Origin of the sequence: Rhizobium sp. BK591 (assembly GCF_014195045.1) — a bacterium.
Taxonomy (GTDB): domain Bacteria; phylum Pseudomonadota; class Alphaproteobacteria; order Rhizobiales; family Rhizobiaceae; genus Rhizobium; species Rhizobium anhuiense.
Window position 1 is genome coordinate 135,430 of record NZ_JACIAZ010000007.1, and the last position, 16,840, is coordinate 152,269.

The 16,840-nt window shown below is 61.5% G+C and carries 15 protein-coding genes; 7 read left to right on the forward strand and 8 right to left on the reverse strand.

The window, feature by feature from the left end:
* Positions 1–73: 73 nt before the first annotated feature.
* Entirely contained in the window at positions 74–1,102 is a 1,029-nt protein-coding gene (locus FHX10_RS27715; RefSeq protein ID WP_063475379.1) for a serine hydrolase domain-containing protein, read from the forward strand.
* 123 nt (positions 1,103–1,225) lie between these two features.
* Positions 1,226–2,383, forward strand: a complete 1,158-nt coding sequence (locus tag FHX10_RS27720; RefSeq protein ID WP_063475299.1) for a GGDEF domain-containing protein — start codon at positions 1,226–1,228, stop codon at positions 2,381–2,383.
* A gap of 31 nt (positions 2,384–2,414) precedes the next feature.
* Here FHX10_RS27720 and cysE read toward each other — a convergent pair whose 3' ends face one another.
* The 5 genes from cysE to FHX10_RS27745 form a co-directional block, all read right to left on the reverse strand.
* Entirely contained in the window at positions 2,415–3,233 is an 819-nt protein-coding gene (gene cysE / locus FHX10_RS27725) for a serine O-acetyltransferase (protein ID WP_063475300.1), read from the reverse strand.
* An 89-nt stretch (positions 3,234–3,322) separates the two neighbouring features.
* Positions 3,323–3,820: a GNAT family N-acetyltransferase gene (locus FHX10_RS27730; RefSeq protein WP_063475301.1), complete on the reverse strand. Its 498-nt coding sequence runs from the start codon at positions 3,818–3,820 to the stop codon at positions 3,323–3,325.
* Between the two features lie 16 nt (positions 3,821–3,836).
* Positions 3,837–4,826 (reverse strand): WD40 repeat domain-containing protein, encoded by a 990-nt coding sequence (locus FHX10_RS27735; RefSeq protein ID WP_063475302.1) that lies wholly within the window; start codon positions 4,824–4,826, stop codon positions 3,837–3,839.
* Positions 4,826–5,920, reverse strand: a complete 1,095-nt coding sequence (locus tag FHX10_RS27740; protein WP_047616331.1) for a CobW family GTP-binding protein — start codon at positions 5,918–5,920, stop codon at positions 4,826–4,828. Before FHX10_RS27740 ends, FHX10_RS27735 begins: the two co-directional genes overlap by 1 nt.
* Positions 5,921–6,067: 147 nt before the next feature.
* A complete protein-coding gene (locus tag FHX10_RS27745; RefSeq protein ID WP_063475303.1) occupies positions 6,068–6,856 on the reverse strand; it encodes a creatininase family protein in 789 nt (262 codons plus the stop codon).
* A gap of 85 nt (positions 6,857–6,941) precedes the next feature.
* Between FHX10_RS27745 and FHX10_RS27750 the strand changes: the two genes are divergently transcribed.
* The 3 genes from FHX10_RS27750 to FHX10_RS27760 all read left to right on the forward strand — a co-directional run bounded on the left by FHX10_RS27750 (position 6,942) and on the right by FHX10_RS27760 (position 9,581).
* Complete coding sequence (locus tag FHX10_RS27750) at positions 6,942–7,454, forward strand: MarR family winged helix-turn-helix transcriptional regulator (protein ID WP_047616336.1); 513 nt, start codon at positions 6,942–6,944, stop codon at positions 7,452–7,454.
* A gap of 118 nt (positions 7,455–7,572) precedes the next feature.
* Positions 7,573–8,595: a LacI family DNA-binding transcriptional regulator gene (locus FHX10_RS27755; protein WP_003590238.1), complete on the forward strand. Its 1,023-nt coding sequence runs from the start codon at positions 7,573–7,575 to the stop codon at positions 8,593–8,595.
* Between the two features lie 29 nt (positions 8,596–8,624).
* Positions 8,625–9,581: a 2-hydroxyacid dehydrogenase gene (locus tag FHX10_RS27760; protein WP_063475304.1), complete on the forward strand. Its 957-nt coding sequence runs from the start codon at positions 8,625–8,627 to the stop codon at positions 9,579–9,581.
* A 172-nt stretch (positions 9,582–9,753) separates the two neighbouring features.
* Here FHX10_RS27760 and FHX10_RS27765 read toward each other — a convergent pair whose 3' ends face one another.
* On the reverse strand, positions 9,754–10,533 hold the full coding sequence (locus FHX10_RS27765) for a gamma-glutamyl-gamma-aminobutyrate hydrolase family protein (RefSeq protein ID WP_047616342.1): 780 nt from the start codon (positions 10,531–10,533) through the stop codon (positions 9,754–9,756).
* Between the two features lie 292 nt (positions 10,534–10,825).
* Between FHX10_RS27765 and FHX10_RS27770 the strand changes: the two genes are divergently transcribed.
* Positions 10,826–11,932, forward strand: a complete 1,107-nt coding sequence (locus FHX10_RS27770; RefSeq protein WP_063475305.1) for a TRAP transporter substrate-binding protein — start codon at positions 10,826–10,828, stop codon at positions 11,930–11,932.
* Between the two features lie 84 nt (positions 11,933–12,016).
* Here FHX10_RS27770 and FHX10_RS27775 read toward each other — a convergent pair whose 3' ends face one another.
* Both FHX10_RS27775 and FHX10_RS27780 read right to left on the reverse strand, forming a co-directional pair.
* Entirely contained in the window at positions 12,017–13,510 is a 1,494-nt protein-coding gene (locus FHX10_RS27775; protein ID WP_063475306.1) for a TRAP transporter large permease subunit, read from the reverse strand.
* 21 nt (positions 13,511–13,531) lie between these two features.
* On the reverse strand, positions 13,532–14,071 hold the full coding sequence (locus FHX10_RS27780) for a TRAP transporter small permease subunit (RefSeq protein WP_063475307.1): 540 nt from the start codon (positions 14,069–14,071) through the stop codon (positions 13,532–13,534).
* 326 nt (positions 14,072–14,397) lie between these two features.
* Here FHX10_RS27780 and FHX10_RS27785 point away from each other — a divergent pair, with 326 nt between their 5' ends.
* On the forward strand, positions 14,398–16,701 hold the full coding sequence (locus FHX10_RS27785; protein WP_047616347.1) for a putative bifunctional diguanylate cyclase/phosphodiesterase: 2,304 nt from the start codon (positions 14,398–14,400) through the stop codon (positions 16,699–16,701).
* Positions 16,702–16,840 lie beyond the last annotated feature (139 nt).

Sequence of the window (16,840 nt, forward strand, 5' to 3'; positions counted from 1 at the left end):
CGCGGAAACACAATCGCGTGAAAAGTGCCGCAGTCACGCGAACATGGCGCGGCGATATCCTATCTTGCGCCAGATGATCCGTCTTCTCTCCCTTCTGCTTCTCTTCTGCATGCCGCTTGCAGCGGCGGAATCGGCGGTTGCCCAGAGCACGGCTTCCACCGCCGGTGGGCTTGGGCCGCGTCTCGATCGAGTGGCGACCGATCCTGCGATGCGGCCTCTAAAGACGGTGATTGTTGCTCGCGATGGGCGTGTGCTTACCGAACGCGGATTTCATGGTCATTCGCCGGCGGAATCGACCAATATCAAATCCGCTTCGAAATCGATCATTTCGGCGCTGGTCGGTATCGCCATCGACAAAGGCCTGCTTTCGGGGCCGGATCAGAAGATCGCGCCGATCCTGAAGGTCGATCTCCCGCTAACGCCGGATCCGCGCCTCAACGACATCACCATCGGCAATCTTCTCTCCATGCAAGCCGGGCTCGATCGCATGTCGGGGGCGAACTACGGCCGCTGGGTTTCCTCGCGCAACTGGGTACGTTTTGCGCTCTCGCAGCCTTTCGTCGATCAGCCCGGTGGCGAGATGCTCTATTCCACCGCGTCCACGCATCTGCTCTCGGCCATTCTCACGAAGGTCAGCCGGCGGTCGACGCTGGCCTTGGCGCAGGAATGGCTCGGTCCGGTCGATGGTTTCCGCATCGGCGCATGGGAGCGCGATCCGCAGGGCATCTATCTCGGCGGCAATCAGATGGCGATGAGCGCCCGGTCCCTGCTTGCCTTCGGTGAACTCTATCGCAACGGCGGCAAGACTGCCGACGGCCGCCAGATCGTATCTGCCGACTGGATCTCCCAGTCGTGGCAGCCTCGCACCAACTCGCGCTTCTCCGGCGATGCATATGGCTATGGCTGGTTCACGCGGCAGATCGGCGGCGAAGAGGTGCATTTCGCCTGGGGTTACGGCGGGCAGATGCTCTACATCGTCCCGTCGCTCGATCTCACCGTCGTCATGACTTCGGAAGAGAGCGGTCCGTCTGCCCGAAACGGCTACCGGGATCTGTTGCATGGTCTGTTGGCTGATATCATCGGCACGGTGCGGGCCGCCTGACGGCAGCATCCCTTGAATTGTGCTGCAGCGGAAAAACCGCGATCGTTAAAGTCTTAGCGAAGCCTCCAATCAAACCGCAAAGCGCTTGCTGTAGCTTCCCCGCCAGAACTTCGGGAAAGCGCCATGTTGCTGGATCTCAGGACAATCTATTTCATTGTTGCCGTGAGTTGCTTCGTACTGGGCATTCTCCAGCTTGCAGCCTATGCGACCGGTCGCTTTGAGCGGTGGCCGCTCTGGTGGGGCTTGAGCAACCTTCTTGTCGGCATCGGGTCTTTCCTCGTCGCGTTGCGCAATCTCGTTCCCTATTCGGTCTCGATCGACGGCGGCAATATCGTCACCATCGCCGGCTACATGCTGATGTTCTTTGCCGTACGCGTGTTTTCGGGGCGAGCGCTCGACCAGCGTTCTTTCTGGTTGGCCATCTTGCTCGTCAGCGTGCCTGTCGTGCTCATCGTCAGCGATCCCTCGGCGGTATCGGCGAGGCTCCTCTACGTCTCGGTCATCTGCTGCCTCTGTGATCTTGCCGTCGCAAGGGAGGCAATCAGCATTGTCCGGCGCGAGAGGCTTTATTCGGCAGCCCTGCTTGTCGGCCTCTATGTCTGCACTGCCGCGATCTTTGCGGCTCGCAGCATTCTCGCGGCGACCGGCGAGATCGGCGGGCCGGATCCTTTCGGCGCCAATGTGGTCCATAGCTGGATGGCGGTATCGGCGGTCGCGTTCATCATGCTCCGCAGCATGGCGATGGTGCTGATGGCCGCCGAGCGCAGCCGAAATCAGCTGATGGAACTCGCTCACCACGATCCGCTGACCGGCGCGCTCAATCGCGGCGGCCTTGCGCAGCGTCTGCCCGCTCTCGGTTCTCAGCCGGCATCGCTGCTCATCATCGATATCGATCATTTCAAGCAGTTGAACGACCGGCATGGCCACGCCGCCGGCGACGATATCCTGCAGCTTTTCGCCCGTGTTGCGAGAGGCATCATGGGGTCCGGCGATCTGCTCGCCCGTCAAGGCGGGGATGAGTTCCTGGCGGTGCTGAAAAATATCTCCTGCGAAGATGCGGTGGCGATTGCCGAGCGCATCCGTCTCACCTTCGCCGCCGCCGTCATGCAGCGGCCGGATCTGGCGATCTTTCCGACGCTCAGCATCGGCGTTGCCGCGCGTCGGGAAAACGATGAAGATTTTGAACGGCTGATGCAGAAGGCGGATGAGGCGCTCTATCGTTCGAAGCGCGAAGGCCGCAACCGGGTCGAAGCCTTCGGAGAGAATCAGCAGGCCGCGTAGGATCGGGCGAATTCCCCATCTCAGAGCGACCCTAGATATTCTGATCCATCGTCTCGGCCGGGATTTCGTCGGCGCGGTGGACGCGCACGAGCGTTGCCGGCACGCCGGCGACCGTGCAATGGGTGGGCACCGGCTTCAGCACGACGCTGCCGGCGGCGACCTTGCTGAAGGCGCCGATTTCGATATTGCCGAGGATCTTGGCGCCGGCGCCGATCATCACACCGTGGCGGATCTTCGGGTGGCGATCGCCGGTCTCCTTGCCGGTGCCGCCGAGCGTGACGTTCTGCAGGATCGACACTTCGTCCTCGATGACAGCCGTTTCGCCGATGACGATGCCCGAACCATGGTCGAGCATGATCGACGCGCCGATCGTTGCTGCCGGATGGATATCCGGGCCGAAGACCAGCGAAACCAGATTGGCGAGCCAGCTGGCGATCTCCGGCCGGCCGGCGATCCACAGCGCATGGGCGATGCGGTGCGTCTGCAGCGCATGAAAGCCCTTGAGATTGAGAAGTGCGTGCAGAAATGTCGTGCAGGCCGGATCGCGTTCGCGCACGGCGATGAGATCGGCCTCGACCTGCCGCATGATATCGTCGTTCAATGTGGATCGGATGAGATCGAAGATATCCCCCGTTTCCACCTGCGCCACCGAAAGCCGGGCGGCCAGCACGCGGGCGATGATATCCTCATTGCCGGCGGTGTCCGTCACCTGCGCGGCCAGCAGCCGCTGCAATATCGGTTCGCGTGCGGCAAGCTCGGCCGCTTCGGCGCGGATCACCGCCCAGACGGATGCGCCGCCCAAAGCCTGCGTCTGTTGCTCGGCCAAACCGAGGCCGGTTGATTTCGGCATTTCCGTTTCCTCTGTCAGCCAGGCGCCGGCGCAAGCGCTTGCTGCGTGGTTCATGTTTCGCCCGGGCAAGGCATTTGGCAAGCTTTATTCTAGTTGCTGGACGGTTGCAGGGCCGGTGTCAGCGTCGGACGCCGGCGCCAATGATAGAGCACATCCGGCTCTCTTTCCTCGTTATCGGCACCGTCGGTCTCCTCCTCGGCGGTAAAGCCGTGTTTCTCGTAGAAAGCGCGTGCACCGATATTGCGCCGGAACGTCCAGAGCCTGATCTCGTCCATCTCCTCCTTGGCGCGGCCGAGAAGCAGAGAGCCGATGCCCATGCCCTGAAAGCCGGGAAGGATGTAAAGCTGCTCTATCCAGTTGTCGCCATAGGCGATGACGCCGACCAGCCGGTTGGCCATGGCAGCACCTAAGATGGTGCAGTTCGGCAGCAGATGCATGCGCCAATACTGCTCTTCTTCGGCCGGCGTATGCAGGTCCGGCAGCCAGGGCAGCCGCTGCCACAAGGAGACACGTCTGATACCGGCGGCCGCCTGCATGTGGTCGGCCGCGAGCGCCACGATGTCCGGCTCGATCGAAATGTCATTCATCGCCGGCTATGTGGCCTCAAGCCGAAATATCGATGACGCCGCAATCGCCGGCTTCGGAGGCGAAGGCAAGCAGCTTGCCGTTTTTGCTCCAGCTCATCGCCGTGATCGCCCCCTTGCCGGGGCGGCGCAGCAGCGCCTCCTTGCTGTCGGCAATGCGCACGGCCAGGATCATGCCGTCGATGAAGCCGATGGCGAGGATGTCCTCGAGCGGATGGAATTTTACGGCGGTCGCCATGATATTGGCGCGGGTGCCGAGTTCCAGCGGTGCCTTGCCCATCGGCCCGTCCTTGCCCTGGAAGGGCCAGACGATTGCCGCCGGCGCGCCCGAAGAGGCGAGCCATTTGCCCTTGACCGACCAGGAGAGCGATTTGACCTTGGCGGGGTAACCGGTCATGCGCATGTGGCGGGCCTCAGCGCCGGGCTTGATGTCGAGCTTCCAGCCGTGCAGCGCGTTTTCCTGCATCGAGGTGACGAGGAAATTACCATCCGGCGAGAAGGTGACGCCGGTATGCGCACCCTTCCATTCCAGATCGACCGGCTTGGCGTTCATGCCGATCCAATGCAGCGACACACCGTTGTAGCGCGCAGCCGCAATCCGCAGGCCTTTCGGCGCAAAGGCCAGGCCTTCGACCGTGCGCTCTTCGGGGAATTCCTTGGTCGTGCCGTCGGCAAGGCGGACGAGCGAACTCTTGCCGTAGGAATAGGCAACGGCACCCTGCGGGCCGGCTGCGACCTGCGAAATCCACTTGCGCGGCGCGGTGGCGATCTCGCTGACGCTACCGTCGGCGGCAATGCGCAGCACCTTACCGTCCTCGCCGCCCGAGATCAGACTCTCGCTATAGGGATCGCGGATGACGGTGAGCATGCCCTGATGGGCTTCGGACACCCTGTCGCCGCCGTCCAGCCGGTGGAATGTACCGTTTGCGCTTGCGAAGAAGGGAACATCACCTAAAAATTCGACGGCCAGAACGTGGCCGTCGAGATCAAGCGGTGCAACTGTCGGCATCAGGCGGCTGCCTCACAGGCCTTGAAGGAGGCTTCAAGCTTTGCGCGATCAAGATCGCGGCCGATGAAGACGAGACGGCTCTCGTGCTTCTCGCCTTCTTTCCACGGCCGCTGGTGATCCCCCTCGATGATCATGTGCACGCCCTGAACGACGTAGCGCTCGGGATCGTCCTTGAAGGCGATGATGCCCTTGAGCCGCAGAATATTCGGCCCCTGTGTCTGGGTAATCTTCTGGATCCAGGGGAAGAAACGCTCCGGGTTCATCTGGCCGCCGCGCAGCGACACCGACTGCACGGTGATATCGTGGATCGCCGACATCGCACCATGATGATGATCGTGGTGATGGTCATGACCGTGGTGATCATGATGATCGTGGTCATGATGGTGGTGGTCGTGATCACAATCGGGGCCGCAGACATGGTCGTCATGGCCGTGCTCCAGGAAATGCGGATCGTTTTCGAGCGCGCGCTCCAGGTTGAAGGCGCCCTGGTCGAGCACGCGGGCGAGATCGACGCCGGAGCGGCTGGTCTTGTAGACGCGGGCGGCCGGGTTGATGGCGCGGACGATGTCCTCGATCACATCAAGTTCTTCCGGGGTCACGAGGTCGCTCTTGTTGATGATGACGACGTCGGCGAAGGCGATCTGGTCTTCGGCTTCGCGGCTGTCCTTCAGACGCAACGGCAGGTGCTTGGCGTCGACGAGGGCGACGACGGCGTCGAGCTCGGTCTTGGCGCGCACATCGTCATCCATGAAGAAGGTCTGGGCGACCGGGACCGGATCGGCAAGGCCCGTCGTCTCGACGATGATTCCGTCGAAGCGGCCGGGGCGGCGCATCAGGCCTTCGACGACGCGGATCAGGTCGCCGCGCACCGTGCAACAGACGCAGCCATTGTTCATCTCGTAGATTTCCTCGTCCGACTCGACGATCAGGTCGTTGTCGATGCCGATTTCGCCGAACTCGTTGACGATGACCGCATATTTCTTGCCGTGATTTTCGGACAGGATGCGGTTGAGCAAGGTCGTCTTGCCGGCGCCGAGATAACCGGTGAGCACGGTAACGGGAATAGGCTTCTGGGTGGAGATCGCGTCGGTCATGAGAACCTCTAGGATTAGGCGTGCGGCCGAGCGGCTGGGATCGGCTGCTTGAACGGTTGGTCTCATATAATGGCTTGGGCGTGGCAGTTCAAAGGGTTTTATAATGTTATAAGATCACATCGTCTGGCCGGTGCAGGTGACGCATCTTCATCGGAGTTGCGTGACGTCGAATGCATCGACATCTTCGAGCAATTCCGCCAGTCCCTTCACCGCGTGGGTAATCAGCGCTTCACCCTTTTCTGCCGTTGCGGCCGCGGCGTTGCCTGCTGCGCCTGCGGTATTGAGATCCGACATCTTCCAGCCGAAGGCGTGCGGCCCGTAGGCGCGCAGATGTTTGAAACGCGCGGCAAACTCCGTCTGCCGCGAGGAAAAGTCCGCCGCCTTCGCCATATCAACCTTGTCGGGATGAAGCGCCAGCATCACCGAGGTCTCGATATCGCCGCCATGGATGCCGATCGCCTTTTCCTCCGGCGCGACCACGCCATCGGGCATGCCGAAGCGGGTCCAGCTCGTCGCCACCGCCAGCATGGCAAAGCGGATCCGCGCCTCGGTCGCGACGATTGATATCAAGGGCGAATTGCCGCCATGGGCGTTCAGCATCACGAATTTGCGGATGCCCTGCTTCGCCACGCCTTCAGCGATGCCGAGCCAGCGGTTCACCGCTTCGTCGAAAGCAAGCGACTTCGTTCCTTCAACATCCATATGCTCTATGGAGTAGCCGACGGATTCGGCGGGCAGAAAGGTGACCGGCCGGCCGGCAGGCAAGGCCATCTTCAATCGTCCGGCGATACCTTCGGCAATCAGCGTGTCGGTTTCAAAGGGCAGGTGAGGGCCGTGCTGTTCATGGGCGCCGAGCGGCAGCACGGCGATCAGACGGCCTCCGTCCGGGGCAAAGGCCGGGTTGCTGTCCTCGAAGCGCGGCGAAGGCGTCATCATCCGGTCGTAGCCTCTTGTTTATGACGAGATCCTGGGCAATGTCATATCGCAGCGGCGCCGGGGCTTAAAGATCAAAGGGATGGCTATGGGAAAGAAGCACAAGGACGGCAAAAAGAACAAGTCCAAGAAGAAGGACCAGACCGAGTATACGCTCGTCGATCTCTCTCCGGCGCTCACCCAGGCGGCGCGTTCCATGCGTACGGTGCTGTCGCGCAACCTGCTTGAAAGCGGCCTCTATGCCGGCCAGGACGGCGTCATTCTCGCGCTTGCCGAGAGCGACGGCATGACGGCTGGCGGCCTTGCCCAGAAGCTCGGCGTCAAGGCGCCGACGATGACGCGCACGATCGGCCGCATGGAGGCGCAGGGCTTCCTCGAGCGCAAGCCCGATGCCGAGGATGCCCGCCTCACCAAGGTCTATCTCACTGAACTCGGCCGCGGCAGCGTGCAGGGGATCGAGATGGCGGCTTCGGCCTGCGACAAGCTGGCGACGCAGGAGTTTTCCGAAAAGGAAATCCGAAATCTCGTCCGCCTGCTGAAGGCGATCGATGCCAATCTGCAGGCCGAAGCCATTCATATCGAAGAACCGGACGAAGACTGAAATTTCCCTGAAAGACGAATTGCTTCCGCCGATTAAATCTTTTAATTAAACATTTTAAGGGCCGCGCCGGTTTCCGGCGGGGTCTTGCCTGTCTTGCGTGCTGCCTGGAGGAGGACACGTGGTCCAGAAAATCAAGCTTTCGACAATCGCCGAAACACTCGGCATTTCAACGGCGACCGTATCGCTTGCCTTACGCGACAGCCCGCTCGTCGCCGGTAATACCCGGGAGAAGATCAAGGAACAGGCGCGCGCGCTCGGCTACATCTACAATCGCCGCGCCGCCAGCCTTCGCACCTCGCGCTCCGGCATCATCGGCGTCGTCGTGCATGACATCATGAACCCCTTCTACGGGGAGATCCTGAAGGCGATCGAAAGCGAGCTCGACCGCAGCCGCCACACCTTCATCCTGTCCAACCATTACGACAATGTCGAGAAGCAGCGCACCTTCATCGAGACGCTCCTGCAGCTCGGCGGCGACGGCGTCATCATGTCGCCGGCGATCGGTACCCCGCCTGAGGACGTGCAACTGGCCGAAGAGAACGGCATGCCGGCGATCCTGGTCGCCCGCTCGATGGAAGGGCAGGACCTGCCGACCTATCGGGGTGACGACAGCTACGGCATCTCGCTTGCCACCAATCACCTGATCGGCCTCGGCCACCGCTCGATTGCCATGATCGGCGGCACGGACCAGACATCCACCGGCCGCGATCGTTACCAGGGTTATGTCAATGCGCTGCGCAAGGCCGGCATCGAGGTCGATCCGAACCTGCGCATTCCCGGCCCGCGCTCGAAGCAGGGCGGATTCGAGGCCGCCGTGCATTTCCTGTCGCTGCCGCAAAAGCCGACGGCAGCCGTCTGCTGGAACGATCTCGTGGCGATCGGTCTGATGAACGGCATTGCGCGCGCCGGCCTGGTGCCCGGACGCGATATTTCCGTCACCGGTTACGACGATCTCGAGGAGGCCTCGATCGCCACTCCGGCGCTGACGACTGTCTGGAACGGCCAGACCGAAGTCGGGCGCCTGGCCGCCCGGGCGCTGCTCGATCGCCTTGCCGGCAGCCATGAGCCCGACGGCATGCATCTGATCAAGCCAGAAATGCGCATTCGCCAATCCACCAGTCCCCATCGGCCCCGCGCCTGAACCAAGACCGTCATCCAAGAGGAAAAGCCATGTCCCGCATTGCCATTCTCGTCCCTGGGAAGATACACGAGCGTGTTCTCGAAAGGCTGAAGGATCGTTTTGATATCATCGCCGTCGCACGCGAGGAAAGGCTTGCGCTTGAGGGCGAGACTGCCGGCCGTATCCGCGGCGTCGCCGTTTCCGGCCCGTTTCCGGGCGCCTGGATGGACCAACTGCCTGGAGTCGAGGTGGTCGCCAATTTCGGTGTCGGTTATGACGGCGTCGATGTGAAACATGCCGCCGAGAAAGGCATCGTCGTCACCAATACGCCTGATGTCCTGAACGACGAGGTCGCCGATACGGCGATCGGCCTGCTGCTGAATACGGTCCGCGAGTTGCCGCGGGCCGAAGCCTGGCTGCGGGCGGGCAACTGGAAGCCGGGCACGGCCTATCCGCTGTCGCGCTTCTCGCTCAAGGGCCGCCATGTCGGGCTTTATGGTCTTGGCCGCATCGGGCTCGAAATCGCCAAGCGGCTCGAGCCGTTCAAGGTGAAGATCAGTTATCACACGCGGTCGCGCCATGCCGATGTGGCCTACGATTATCACCCGACATTGAAGGGGCTGGCGGAAGCGGTGGATACGCTGATCGCGATCGTTCCGAAGACGCCGCAAACGCACAAGACGATCGATGCCGATATTCTGGCCGCACTCGGCCCGAACGGCATTCTCGTCAATGTCGGTCGCGGCTGGACGGTGGACGAGCAGGCGCTGAGTGCTGCCCTCGCTTCCGGCGCGCTCGGAGCGGCCGGCCTCGACGTTTTCTATGAAGAGCCGACCGTGCCGGCCGACTTGCTGGTGCCGGCCAATGCCGTGCTGCTGCCGCACGTCGCCTCCGCGTCGGTGCCGACGCGCAATGCGATGGCCGATCTCGTCGCTGACAATCTCATCGCCTGGTTCGAGAACGGTGCGGCGCTGACGCCGGTGCCGGAGACGCCGCAGAAGGCTTAGGCGTGTCGCATAGACTCTGCGGCCGGCTCACGCACGCTGTCTAGAGCAATTCCAGGAAAAGTGCGGAGCGGTTTTCCGTCCGGAATTGTGTAAAAACAAAAAGTTAGAGCGGTTCTGCGTTTTCGTGAAAAGCTGAAGCGCTCTAACGCACGGCGCGTCGGCGCCGCGCCGATCAAGCGATTGCCTGCGCGGGGATGGCTGGCAGCTTGCCGGCGGCATAGGCGCGGACGGCGTCGCCGAAAGCGGCGAACAGCTTGTTCGAAGGCTTGTCGGTTTCAGCCCAATATTCCGGATGCCATTGCACGCCGACGGCGAAGGCCTTGGCGTCGATGACGGAAACGGCTTCCACCGTGCCGTCCTCGGCGGTCGCTTCCACCTGCAGGCGCGGGGCGGTCCTGGCAATCGCCTGGCGATGCAGGGAATTCACGCGGACCTCGCCCGGGCCGAGAATGCCGGCGATGCAGGATCCTTCCTTGACGTGGACGCTCTGGCGAACGGCGTACATGCCGTCCCGGTCGACGCCTTCCGGCCGGCGATGGTCCCAGATGCCGGGCTGCTCCTGGATCTCGCTTGCCAGCGAGCCGCCGAGGGCGACATTCAGCTCCTGGATGCCGCGGCAGATGGCGAGCATCGGGATGGCGCGGTCGATGGCGCGGCGGATGAGCGGCAGGCTGGTGGCGTCGCGGGCAGGGTCGAAAGGGCCGTCCTTGTCACTCGCCTCGGCGCCGTAGAGCGAGGGATGAACATTGCTGGCCGAGCCGGAAACCAGCAGGCCGTCGACGCGGTCGAGAATCGCGTCGGTATCGTAGCCTTCCTCGAAAGCGGGGATGATGAAGGCCATGACGCCCGCCGCATTCAATGCAGCACGCAGATATTGATGCTGCGCGGCGTGCCAGGTGGCGCCGTCGAAGCTACGGATATCGGCAGGAATGGCAACGATCGGTTTCGTCATATCAGCCCCGGTCAAAAATGTTATGCTGGTCATTTCTGCCGCCAGAACAGCCGTCAAGTCAACGTTTGGCTGTATCAGCCAGGCAAATTGCGGCGGAGGCGGTGCCGCCGCTGGCGTTTGCCGCTAAGCCGCTGATTCTGATGGGTACGTGTGCGCCGTCCTATTGCCATCTTGATGCCAAAGGCTAATAGACTAAAGCTTGAATCGCGGCCACTGCCATGCTTAGCTTTGCCCTCGCTGCGGGTAGGGGTGAAGACTGGCCGCGCAGTGCCATCTATATGGGAGGTTTTTGATGGATCGTCGTTCGTTTTTCAAGAAGGCGGGAACCGCCAGCGCCGGTGCGGTCGCCGCAACGGCATTGGCAGCGCCTGCGATCGCGCAGGAGAATCCGAAGATCGCGTGGCGCATGACATCGTCGTTTCCGAAGAGCTTGGATACGATCTATGGCGGAGCCGAGGATATCGCCAAGCATGTTGCCGCCGCCACCGACGGCAATTTCACGATCCAGCCCTTTGCGGCCGGTGAAATCGTGCCGGGCCTGCAGGCCGTCGATGCCGTCGCCGCCGGTACGGTCGAGGCAGCCCACACCACCTCCTATTATTTCGTCGGCAAGGACCCGACCTATGCCATCGGAACGGCCATTCCGTTCGGCCTGAACAGCCGCCTGACCAATGCCTGGTATTACGAAGGCAACGGCAACAAGCTGATGAACGAATTCTATGCCACACAGGGCATGTATGCGCTGCCGGCCGGCAATACCGGTGCGCAGATGGGCGGCTGGTTCCGCAAGGAAATCAATACGCTCGACGACCTCAAGGGCGTCAAGATGCGCATTGCCGGCCTTGCCGGCCGTGTCATGGAAAAGGTCGGCGTGATCCCGCAGCAGATCGCCGGCGGTGACATCTATCCGGCACTGGAAAAAGGCACCATCGATGCGGCCGAATTCGTCGGTCCCTATGACGACCTGAAGCTCGGCTTCCACAAGGTGGCGAAGTACTACTATTATCCGGGCTGGTGGGAAGGTGGCCCGACGGTGCACGGATTCTTCAATCTCGAAAAATGGAGCAGCCTGCCCAAGCATTATCAGGCAGCCCTGACCGATGCCTGCGCCTTCGCCAACACCAACATGCTGGCGAAGTACGACACGAAGAACCCGACGGCGCTGAAGCAGCTCGTTGCGGAAGGCGCGACGCTGCGCCCGTTCAGCCAGGAGATCATGGAAGCATGCTTCCAGGCTGCGACCGGCATCTACAGCGAAATCTCGGGCACCAACCAGTATTTCAAGAAGATCTTCGACGATCAGGCCGCCTTCAAGCGGGATGCCTATCTCTGGATGCAGCTTTCGGAATACACCTTCGACACGTTCATGATGATCCAGCAGCGGGCCGGGAAGCTTTAAGCTTTCCGCCGGCAAGCTCGGCAGTTGAGATGAACGCAATGGCAGAACCCCGGATTCCGTCCGGGGTTTTGTTTTTCTGGGCTGCTATTTGGCAGGTGGCGGCGGTGCTCCGGGCAGGCCGTTCAGTGGCGGCAGGGTCAGGCCGGGGATCTGCGGTGAGCCGTTGCCGCCGCCGCCCAGCGGCGGCAGGCCGAGCTGGCCGCCGAAGCCCGGGACTTCGATCTTGATCGAGTTCGGATCGACCTTCGGGCCGCGATCCAGCCAATAGGTTACCGATTGCGGCCAGAAAATCACGATCGCCACCAGGATCAGCTGCATGCCGACCCAGGGGAGTGCGCCCATGTAGATATCCGAGGTCTTGACGTCTTTGCTGGCGATCGAGCGCAGGTAGAAGAGCGCGAAGCCGAAGGGCGGGTGCATGAAGCTCGTCTGCATGTTGACGCAGATCAGCACGCCGAACCAGATCAGGTCGATGCCGAGACTGGAGGCGACGGGGGCGAGCATCGGGATGACGATGAAGGCGATCTCGAAGAAATCGAGGAAGAAGGCGAGCACGAAGATGAAGATGTTGACGAAGATCAGGAAGCCGACCGGGCCGCCTGGTATGCCCGACAGCATGTGCTCGATCCAGCGCGAGCCGTCCATGCCTTGGAACACAAGGCTGAAACAGGTGGAGCCGATGAGGATCATCACCACCATCGAGGTGATATGCGTGGTCGATGTCATCGCCTCGCGGATCAGCGGCCAGGTGAGGCGACGATTCATGGCGGCGAGCAGCATGGCGCCGACAACGCCGAGCGCGCCGGCTTCGGTCGGCGTCGCGAGGCCCATGAAGATCGTGCCGAGCACCAGGAAGATCAGCACGATCGAGGGCACCATGCCCATCAGGACCTTCGCGAGCAGCGCCCAGTTGAAGTCGCCGCGCACCTCTTTCGGCAGCGGCGGCATCGACTTCGGCCGAATGATCGACATCACCAGGATGAAGAGCACGAAGATCGTCACCTGCAGGATCGAGGGACCGATCGCGCCGAGATACATGTCGCCGACCGACCTGCCGAGCTGGTCGGCGAGAACGACGAGCACGAGCGAGGGCGGGATCACCTGGGTGATCGTGCCCGAGGCGGCGATAACGCCGGTGGCAAGGCGGGGACTGTAGCCGTAGCGCAGCATGATCGGCAGCGAGATCACCCCCATGGTGATGACGGAGGCGGCCACCGTGCCAGTGATGGCGCCGAGCACGGCGCCGACGAGGATGACGGCATAGGCGAGGCCGCCGGGTATGCCACCGAAGAGCTTGCCGGTGCCTTCGAGCAGATCCTCGGCCAGCCCGCAGCGCTCCAGCACCGCGCCCATGAAGGTGAAGAAGGGGATGGCGAGCAGCAGGTCGTTGGAGACGATGCCGAAGAAGCGCAGCGGCAGAGCCTGCAGGAAGACCTCGCCGAAATGGCCGGTGACGATGCCGATAATGCCGAAGAACAGGCCGACGGCGGCGAGCGAAAAGGCGACCGGAAAGCCGTAGAGCATGAAGATGACCATGCCCAGGAACATGGCCGGCGGGATAATGCCGAAATCAAACAAATCCGTTTCTCCCAGCTCGCGCTACTGCAGCGGCTTTTCGTATTTCATATCGATGCTGATATGGCCGGTAAGGGCTGCGATCCGCTTGATCAGTTCGGAAATGCCCTGAAGTGAAAGCAACCCGAAACCGGCGACGAGGACCAGCTTGACGGGCCAGCGGATCAGCCCGCCGGCATTGCCCGATATTTCCCCCTGCTGGTAGGAAAGCGCGAAGAAGGGCCAGCAAATCCAGGTGAGGAAGATGCATGCGGGAAGGAGGAAGACGATAAGGCCGACAATGTCGATCCAGATCTTCGCCCTGTCGGAAACCGAGCCATAGATCAGATCGACGCGGACATGCTCATTGTTGCGCAGCGCATGCGAGGCGCCGAGCATGACGACGAAGGCGAAGAGATACCACTGGATCTCAAGCCAGCCGTTCGAACTGTAGTTGAAGGCATAGCGGACGATGGCGTTTCCGGCGCTGATCAGACAGCAGAACAGCACCATATATTCGGAAATTTTGCCCATGAACTGGCTGATCGAGTCGATCAGCCGACTGGCGGCCAGAAGTACCGACATTTTCTCCCCTTGTTCTTATCCTGCCGGTTTTCCGGCAGTTTTCCCTTTGCAACCGATGTAGACTACGGCCTTTGAAATTGGAAGGATAAATGGCTGGCCTTGGAGTATAGTCTTATCCGCGCCGGTCGTGCTTTAGGAGCGTCGAATATTTCGACAACCCAGGCGTGGATAAATTATTTCAATAAACTCGCGAGAAGGATGCATTATCTCGCGTAGGCTGTGCTGTTCATCCTCTGGTTTTAGAAAATTTGACCAAATGTTTGATTCCATTGAAATCAATTTTTAAAGGGTTGGGCTTAGAATTCCCGCGCACAGGGAAAGTGTGGATGAAGCCAGATAACCCGAACAGGGTCCCTATAGATGTGTATCTGTCGTTTGTGAGTTCCCTTTCCGGGAATCGCATGACGCTTCTTGCTGGCGTGATCGTGCATGTCGCCACGTGCCTTGCCGTTGCCGCCAAGACGCAGTTCTTCGTCTATATCCCGCTGGCGGCCGCCTTCCTTCTGGTCTTCTGCGTTCGTATGGTCATCTTCCGGCAGTTCGATTGCGTCGACAAGGAAAGCCTGTCGCGCGCCGGAATAGAGCGTTGGGAGCGGATCCTGGTTGCCGGTGCGGCCTGCACCACCGCCTTGCTTGGCATCGCCAGCGGCTATGCCATCTTCGTCGTGCACGATTCCTTTGCGGAGCTTGCCTGCATTGCCGTCACGATGGCGACGATGGTCTCCGTCGTCGGCCGCAATTACGGTTCACGCCTGGCGGTCGACCTTCAGACCTTCTCCTGCTGTCTGCCGATGATCGTCTGCAGCCTGTTGGCGCTGGATTTTTATCGCGGCCTGCTGTCGATCTTCCTCATTCCCTTCTGGCTGACGACGCGGGCGATGGCAAACGGCGTGCGCGAGTTCCTCTATGAGAATGTCATCGCGCGCCGGGAAATCACCATCATCGCCGACCGCTTCGATACGGCGCTCAACAACATGCCGCATGGCCTGGTCATGGTCGATGCCGAAAACCGTATCCAGGTCGTCAATCGCAAGGCCTGCGAGCTTCTGAAGATCGGTGCGCCGGAGCGGTTGAAGGATCGCGACCTCGGCGCCGTGCTGCGCTATGGCGCGCGCTACAGCTTCATGGACGCCTCGCAGCCGGAGCTGATCCTGCGTCAGCTCACCCAGGTTGCCGAAGGTAACCTGTCGCGCACGCTCATTCATTTCCCCGAGGGCCTGTCGCTCGAATTTTCCGCCAGCCGAAGGGCCGATGGCGGCGCCGTGCTGATCTTCGAGGACGTGTCGAGCCGGGTGAAGGCAGAGCAGAAGATCATGCACATGGTCCGCTTCGATGCGCTGACCGGCCTGCCGAACCGCGAATATTTCGGGCAGCTTGTGCAGGAGTATCTCGGCAAACATCAGAGGAAGTCCGGGCCGCTCGGCTTCATGGTCCTCGATATCGACGAGTTCAAACATGTCAACGACATGCGCGGCCACGTCACCGGCGACCATCTGCTCTGTGCCATCGCCGCCCGCATCAAGCAGGCCTCCGGCAATGCCATCCTCGGCCGGCTGATGGGAGACCAGTTCATCCTGTTCTTCCCGCATGCCAAGGAGCCGGCTTCGCTCGACATCGAGATTCGTCGCGTGCACGCCGCGATCCAGGGTCATTATGAGGTCGACGAGCTGACCTTCCTCGTTTCGCTCAGCGCCGGCTACGCGATCCTTGAAAGCACCGCTTTTGCGATGGATGAATGGAGCGTCAAGGCGGATCTGGCGCTGTTTGAAAGCAAGTCGCGCTTCAGGGGCGGCATATCAGGCTTCGAGCGGGAGATGGACGGCCGTTATATCGAGCAGCAGAAGCTGAAGGCGGATCTGCGCGACGCAGTGTCGGCGCAGGCGCTGCATCTGGTCTTCCAGCCGATGTTCCGGGCCGACGGCTCACGCATCGAATGCGCCGAGGCATTGGCGCGCTGGGTGCATCCGGAGAAGGGCTCGATCCCGCCCGACGTCTTCATCCGGCTCGCCGAAGATATGGGCATCATCTCCGACATCACCCGTTTCGTCCTGTTCAAGGCGTGCAGCGAATGCATGAACTGGCCGGACCATATCGCCGTCTCGGTCAACCTCTCGGCGCGGGACCTGCGCGATGCCGACATCCTTGCGGTGGTTGCCGATGCGCTTGCCCATTCCGGCCTCGATGCGGCGCGGCTGCATCTCGAAGTCACCGAGAGCTGCCTGATAGACGAGCCGGCGGCGGTACGCGCCATCCTGGCGGAGCTCAGGGCTCGCGGCATCACCATTGCCATCGACGATTTCGGTACCGGCTTCTCCAGCCTCAGCTATCTCGACACGCTGCCGCTCGATATCGTCAAGATCGATCGCTCCTTCGTGCGTAACATCGTCGAGGATACCCGCCGGCTCAAGCTGTTGCGCGGCACCGTCCATCTCGCCCGCGAACTGGGCCTGAAGATCGTCATCGAGGGCGTCGAGACCGAGGAGCAGCTCGCACTGCTCAACAAGCACCGCAGTGCCGATCTTGTGCAGGGCTACGTTTTCTCGCAGCCTGTGCCTTCCCAAAATATCCCGCTGCTGCAGCAGGGCATCGGCCGCCGCGTCGTTCAACGCCGTCGCAACAAAGTCGCCTGAGCGCTCTTCATCGGCCGATTTTCTCCACCGAAAGTCACGCGCCGCGTTAACCTTAACAATTTAAAAACGGCCGAAATTATCGGATTTCCTTGCCTAAATTTCGCTGGCGTATGATTAATGATCCGTTAACGAGCGGATC

Bases quoted from the DNA above. Each gene is read 5' to 3' on its own strand.
- FHX10_RS27735 (WP_063475302.1), bottom strand. From the start codon at position 4,826: ATGCCGACAGTTGCACCGCTTGATCTCGACGGCCACGTTCTGGCCGTC.
- FHX10_RS27745 (WP_063475303.1), bottom strand. From the start codon at position 6,856: ATGATGACGCCTTCGCCGCGCTTCGAGGACAGCAACCCGGCCTTTGCC.
- FHX10_RS27715 (WP_063475379.1), top strand. From the start codon at position 74: ATGATCCGTCTTCTCTCCCTTCTGCTTCTCTTCTGCATGCCGCTTGCA.
- FHX10_RS27740 (WP_047616331.1), bottom strand. From the start codon at position 5,920: ATGACCGACGCGATCTCCACCCAGAAGCCTATTCCCGTTACCGTGCTC.
- FHX10_RS27730 (WP_063475301.1), bottom strand. From the start codon at position 3,820: ATGAATGACATTTCGATCGAGCCGGACATCGTGGCGCTCGCGGCCGAC.
- FHX10_RS27765 (WP_047616342.1), bottom strand. From the start codon at position 10,533: ATGACGAAACCGATCGTTGCCATTCCTGCCGATATCCGTAGCTTCGAC.
- cysE (WP_063475300.1), bottom strand. From the start codon at position 3,233: ATGCCGAAATCAACCGGCCTCGGTTTGGCCGAGCAACAGACGCAGGCT.
- FHX10_RS27780 (WP_063475307.1), bottom strand. From the start codon at position 14,071: ATGTCGGTACTTCTGGCCGCCAGTCGGCTGATCGACTCGATCAGCCAG.
- FHX10_RS27750 (WP_047616336.1), top strand. From the start codon at position 6,942: ATGGGAAAGAAGCACAAGGACGGCAAAAAGAACAAGTCCAAGAAGAAG.
- FHX10_RS27760 (WP_063475304.1), top strand. From the start codon at position 8,625: ATGTCCCGCATTGCCATTCTCGTCCCTGGGAAGATACACGAGCGTGTT.
- FHX10_RS27785 (WP_047616347.1), top strand. From the start codon at position 14,398: ATGAAGCCAGATAACCCGAACAGGGTCCCTATAGATGTGTATCTGTCG.
- FHX10_RS27770 (WP_063475305.1), top strand. From the start codon at position 10,826: ATGGATCGTCGTTCGTTTTTCAAGAAGGCGGGAACCGCCAGCGCCGGT.
- FHX10_RS27720 (WP_063475299.1), top strand. From the start codon at position 1,226: ATGTTGCTGGATCTCAGGACAATCTATTTCATTGTTGCCGTGAGTTGC.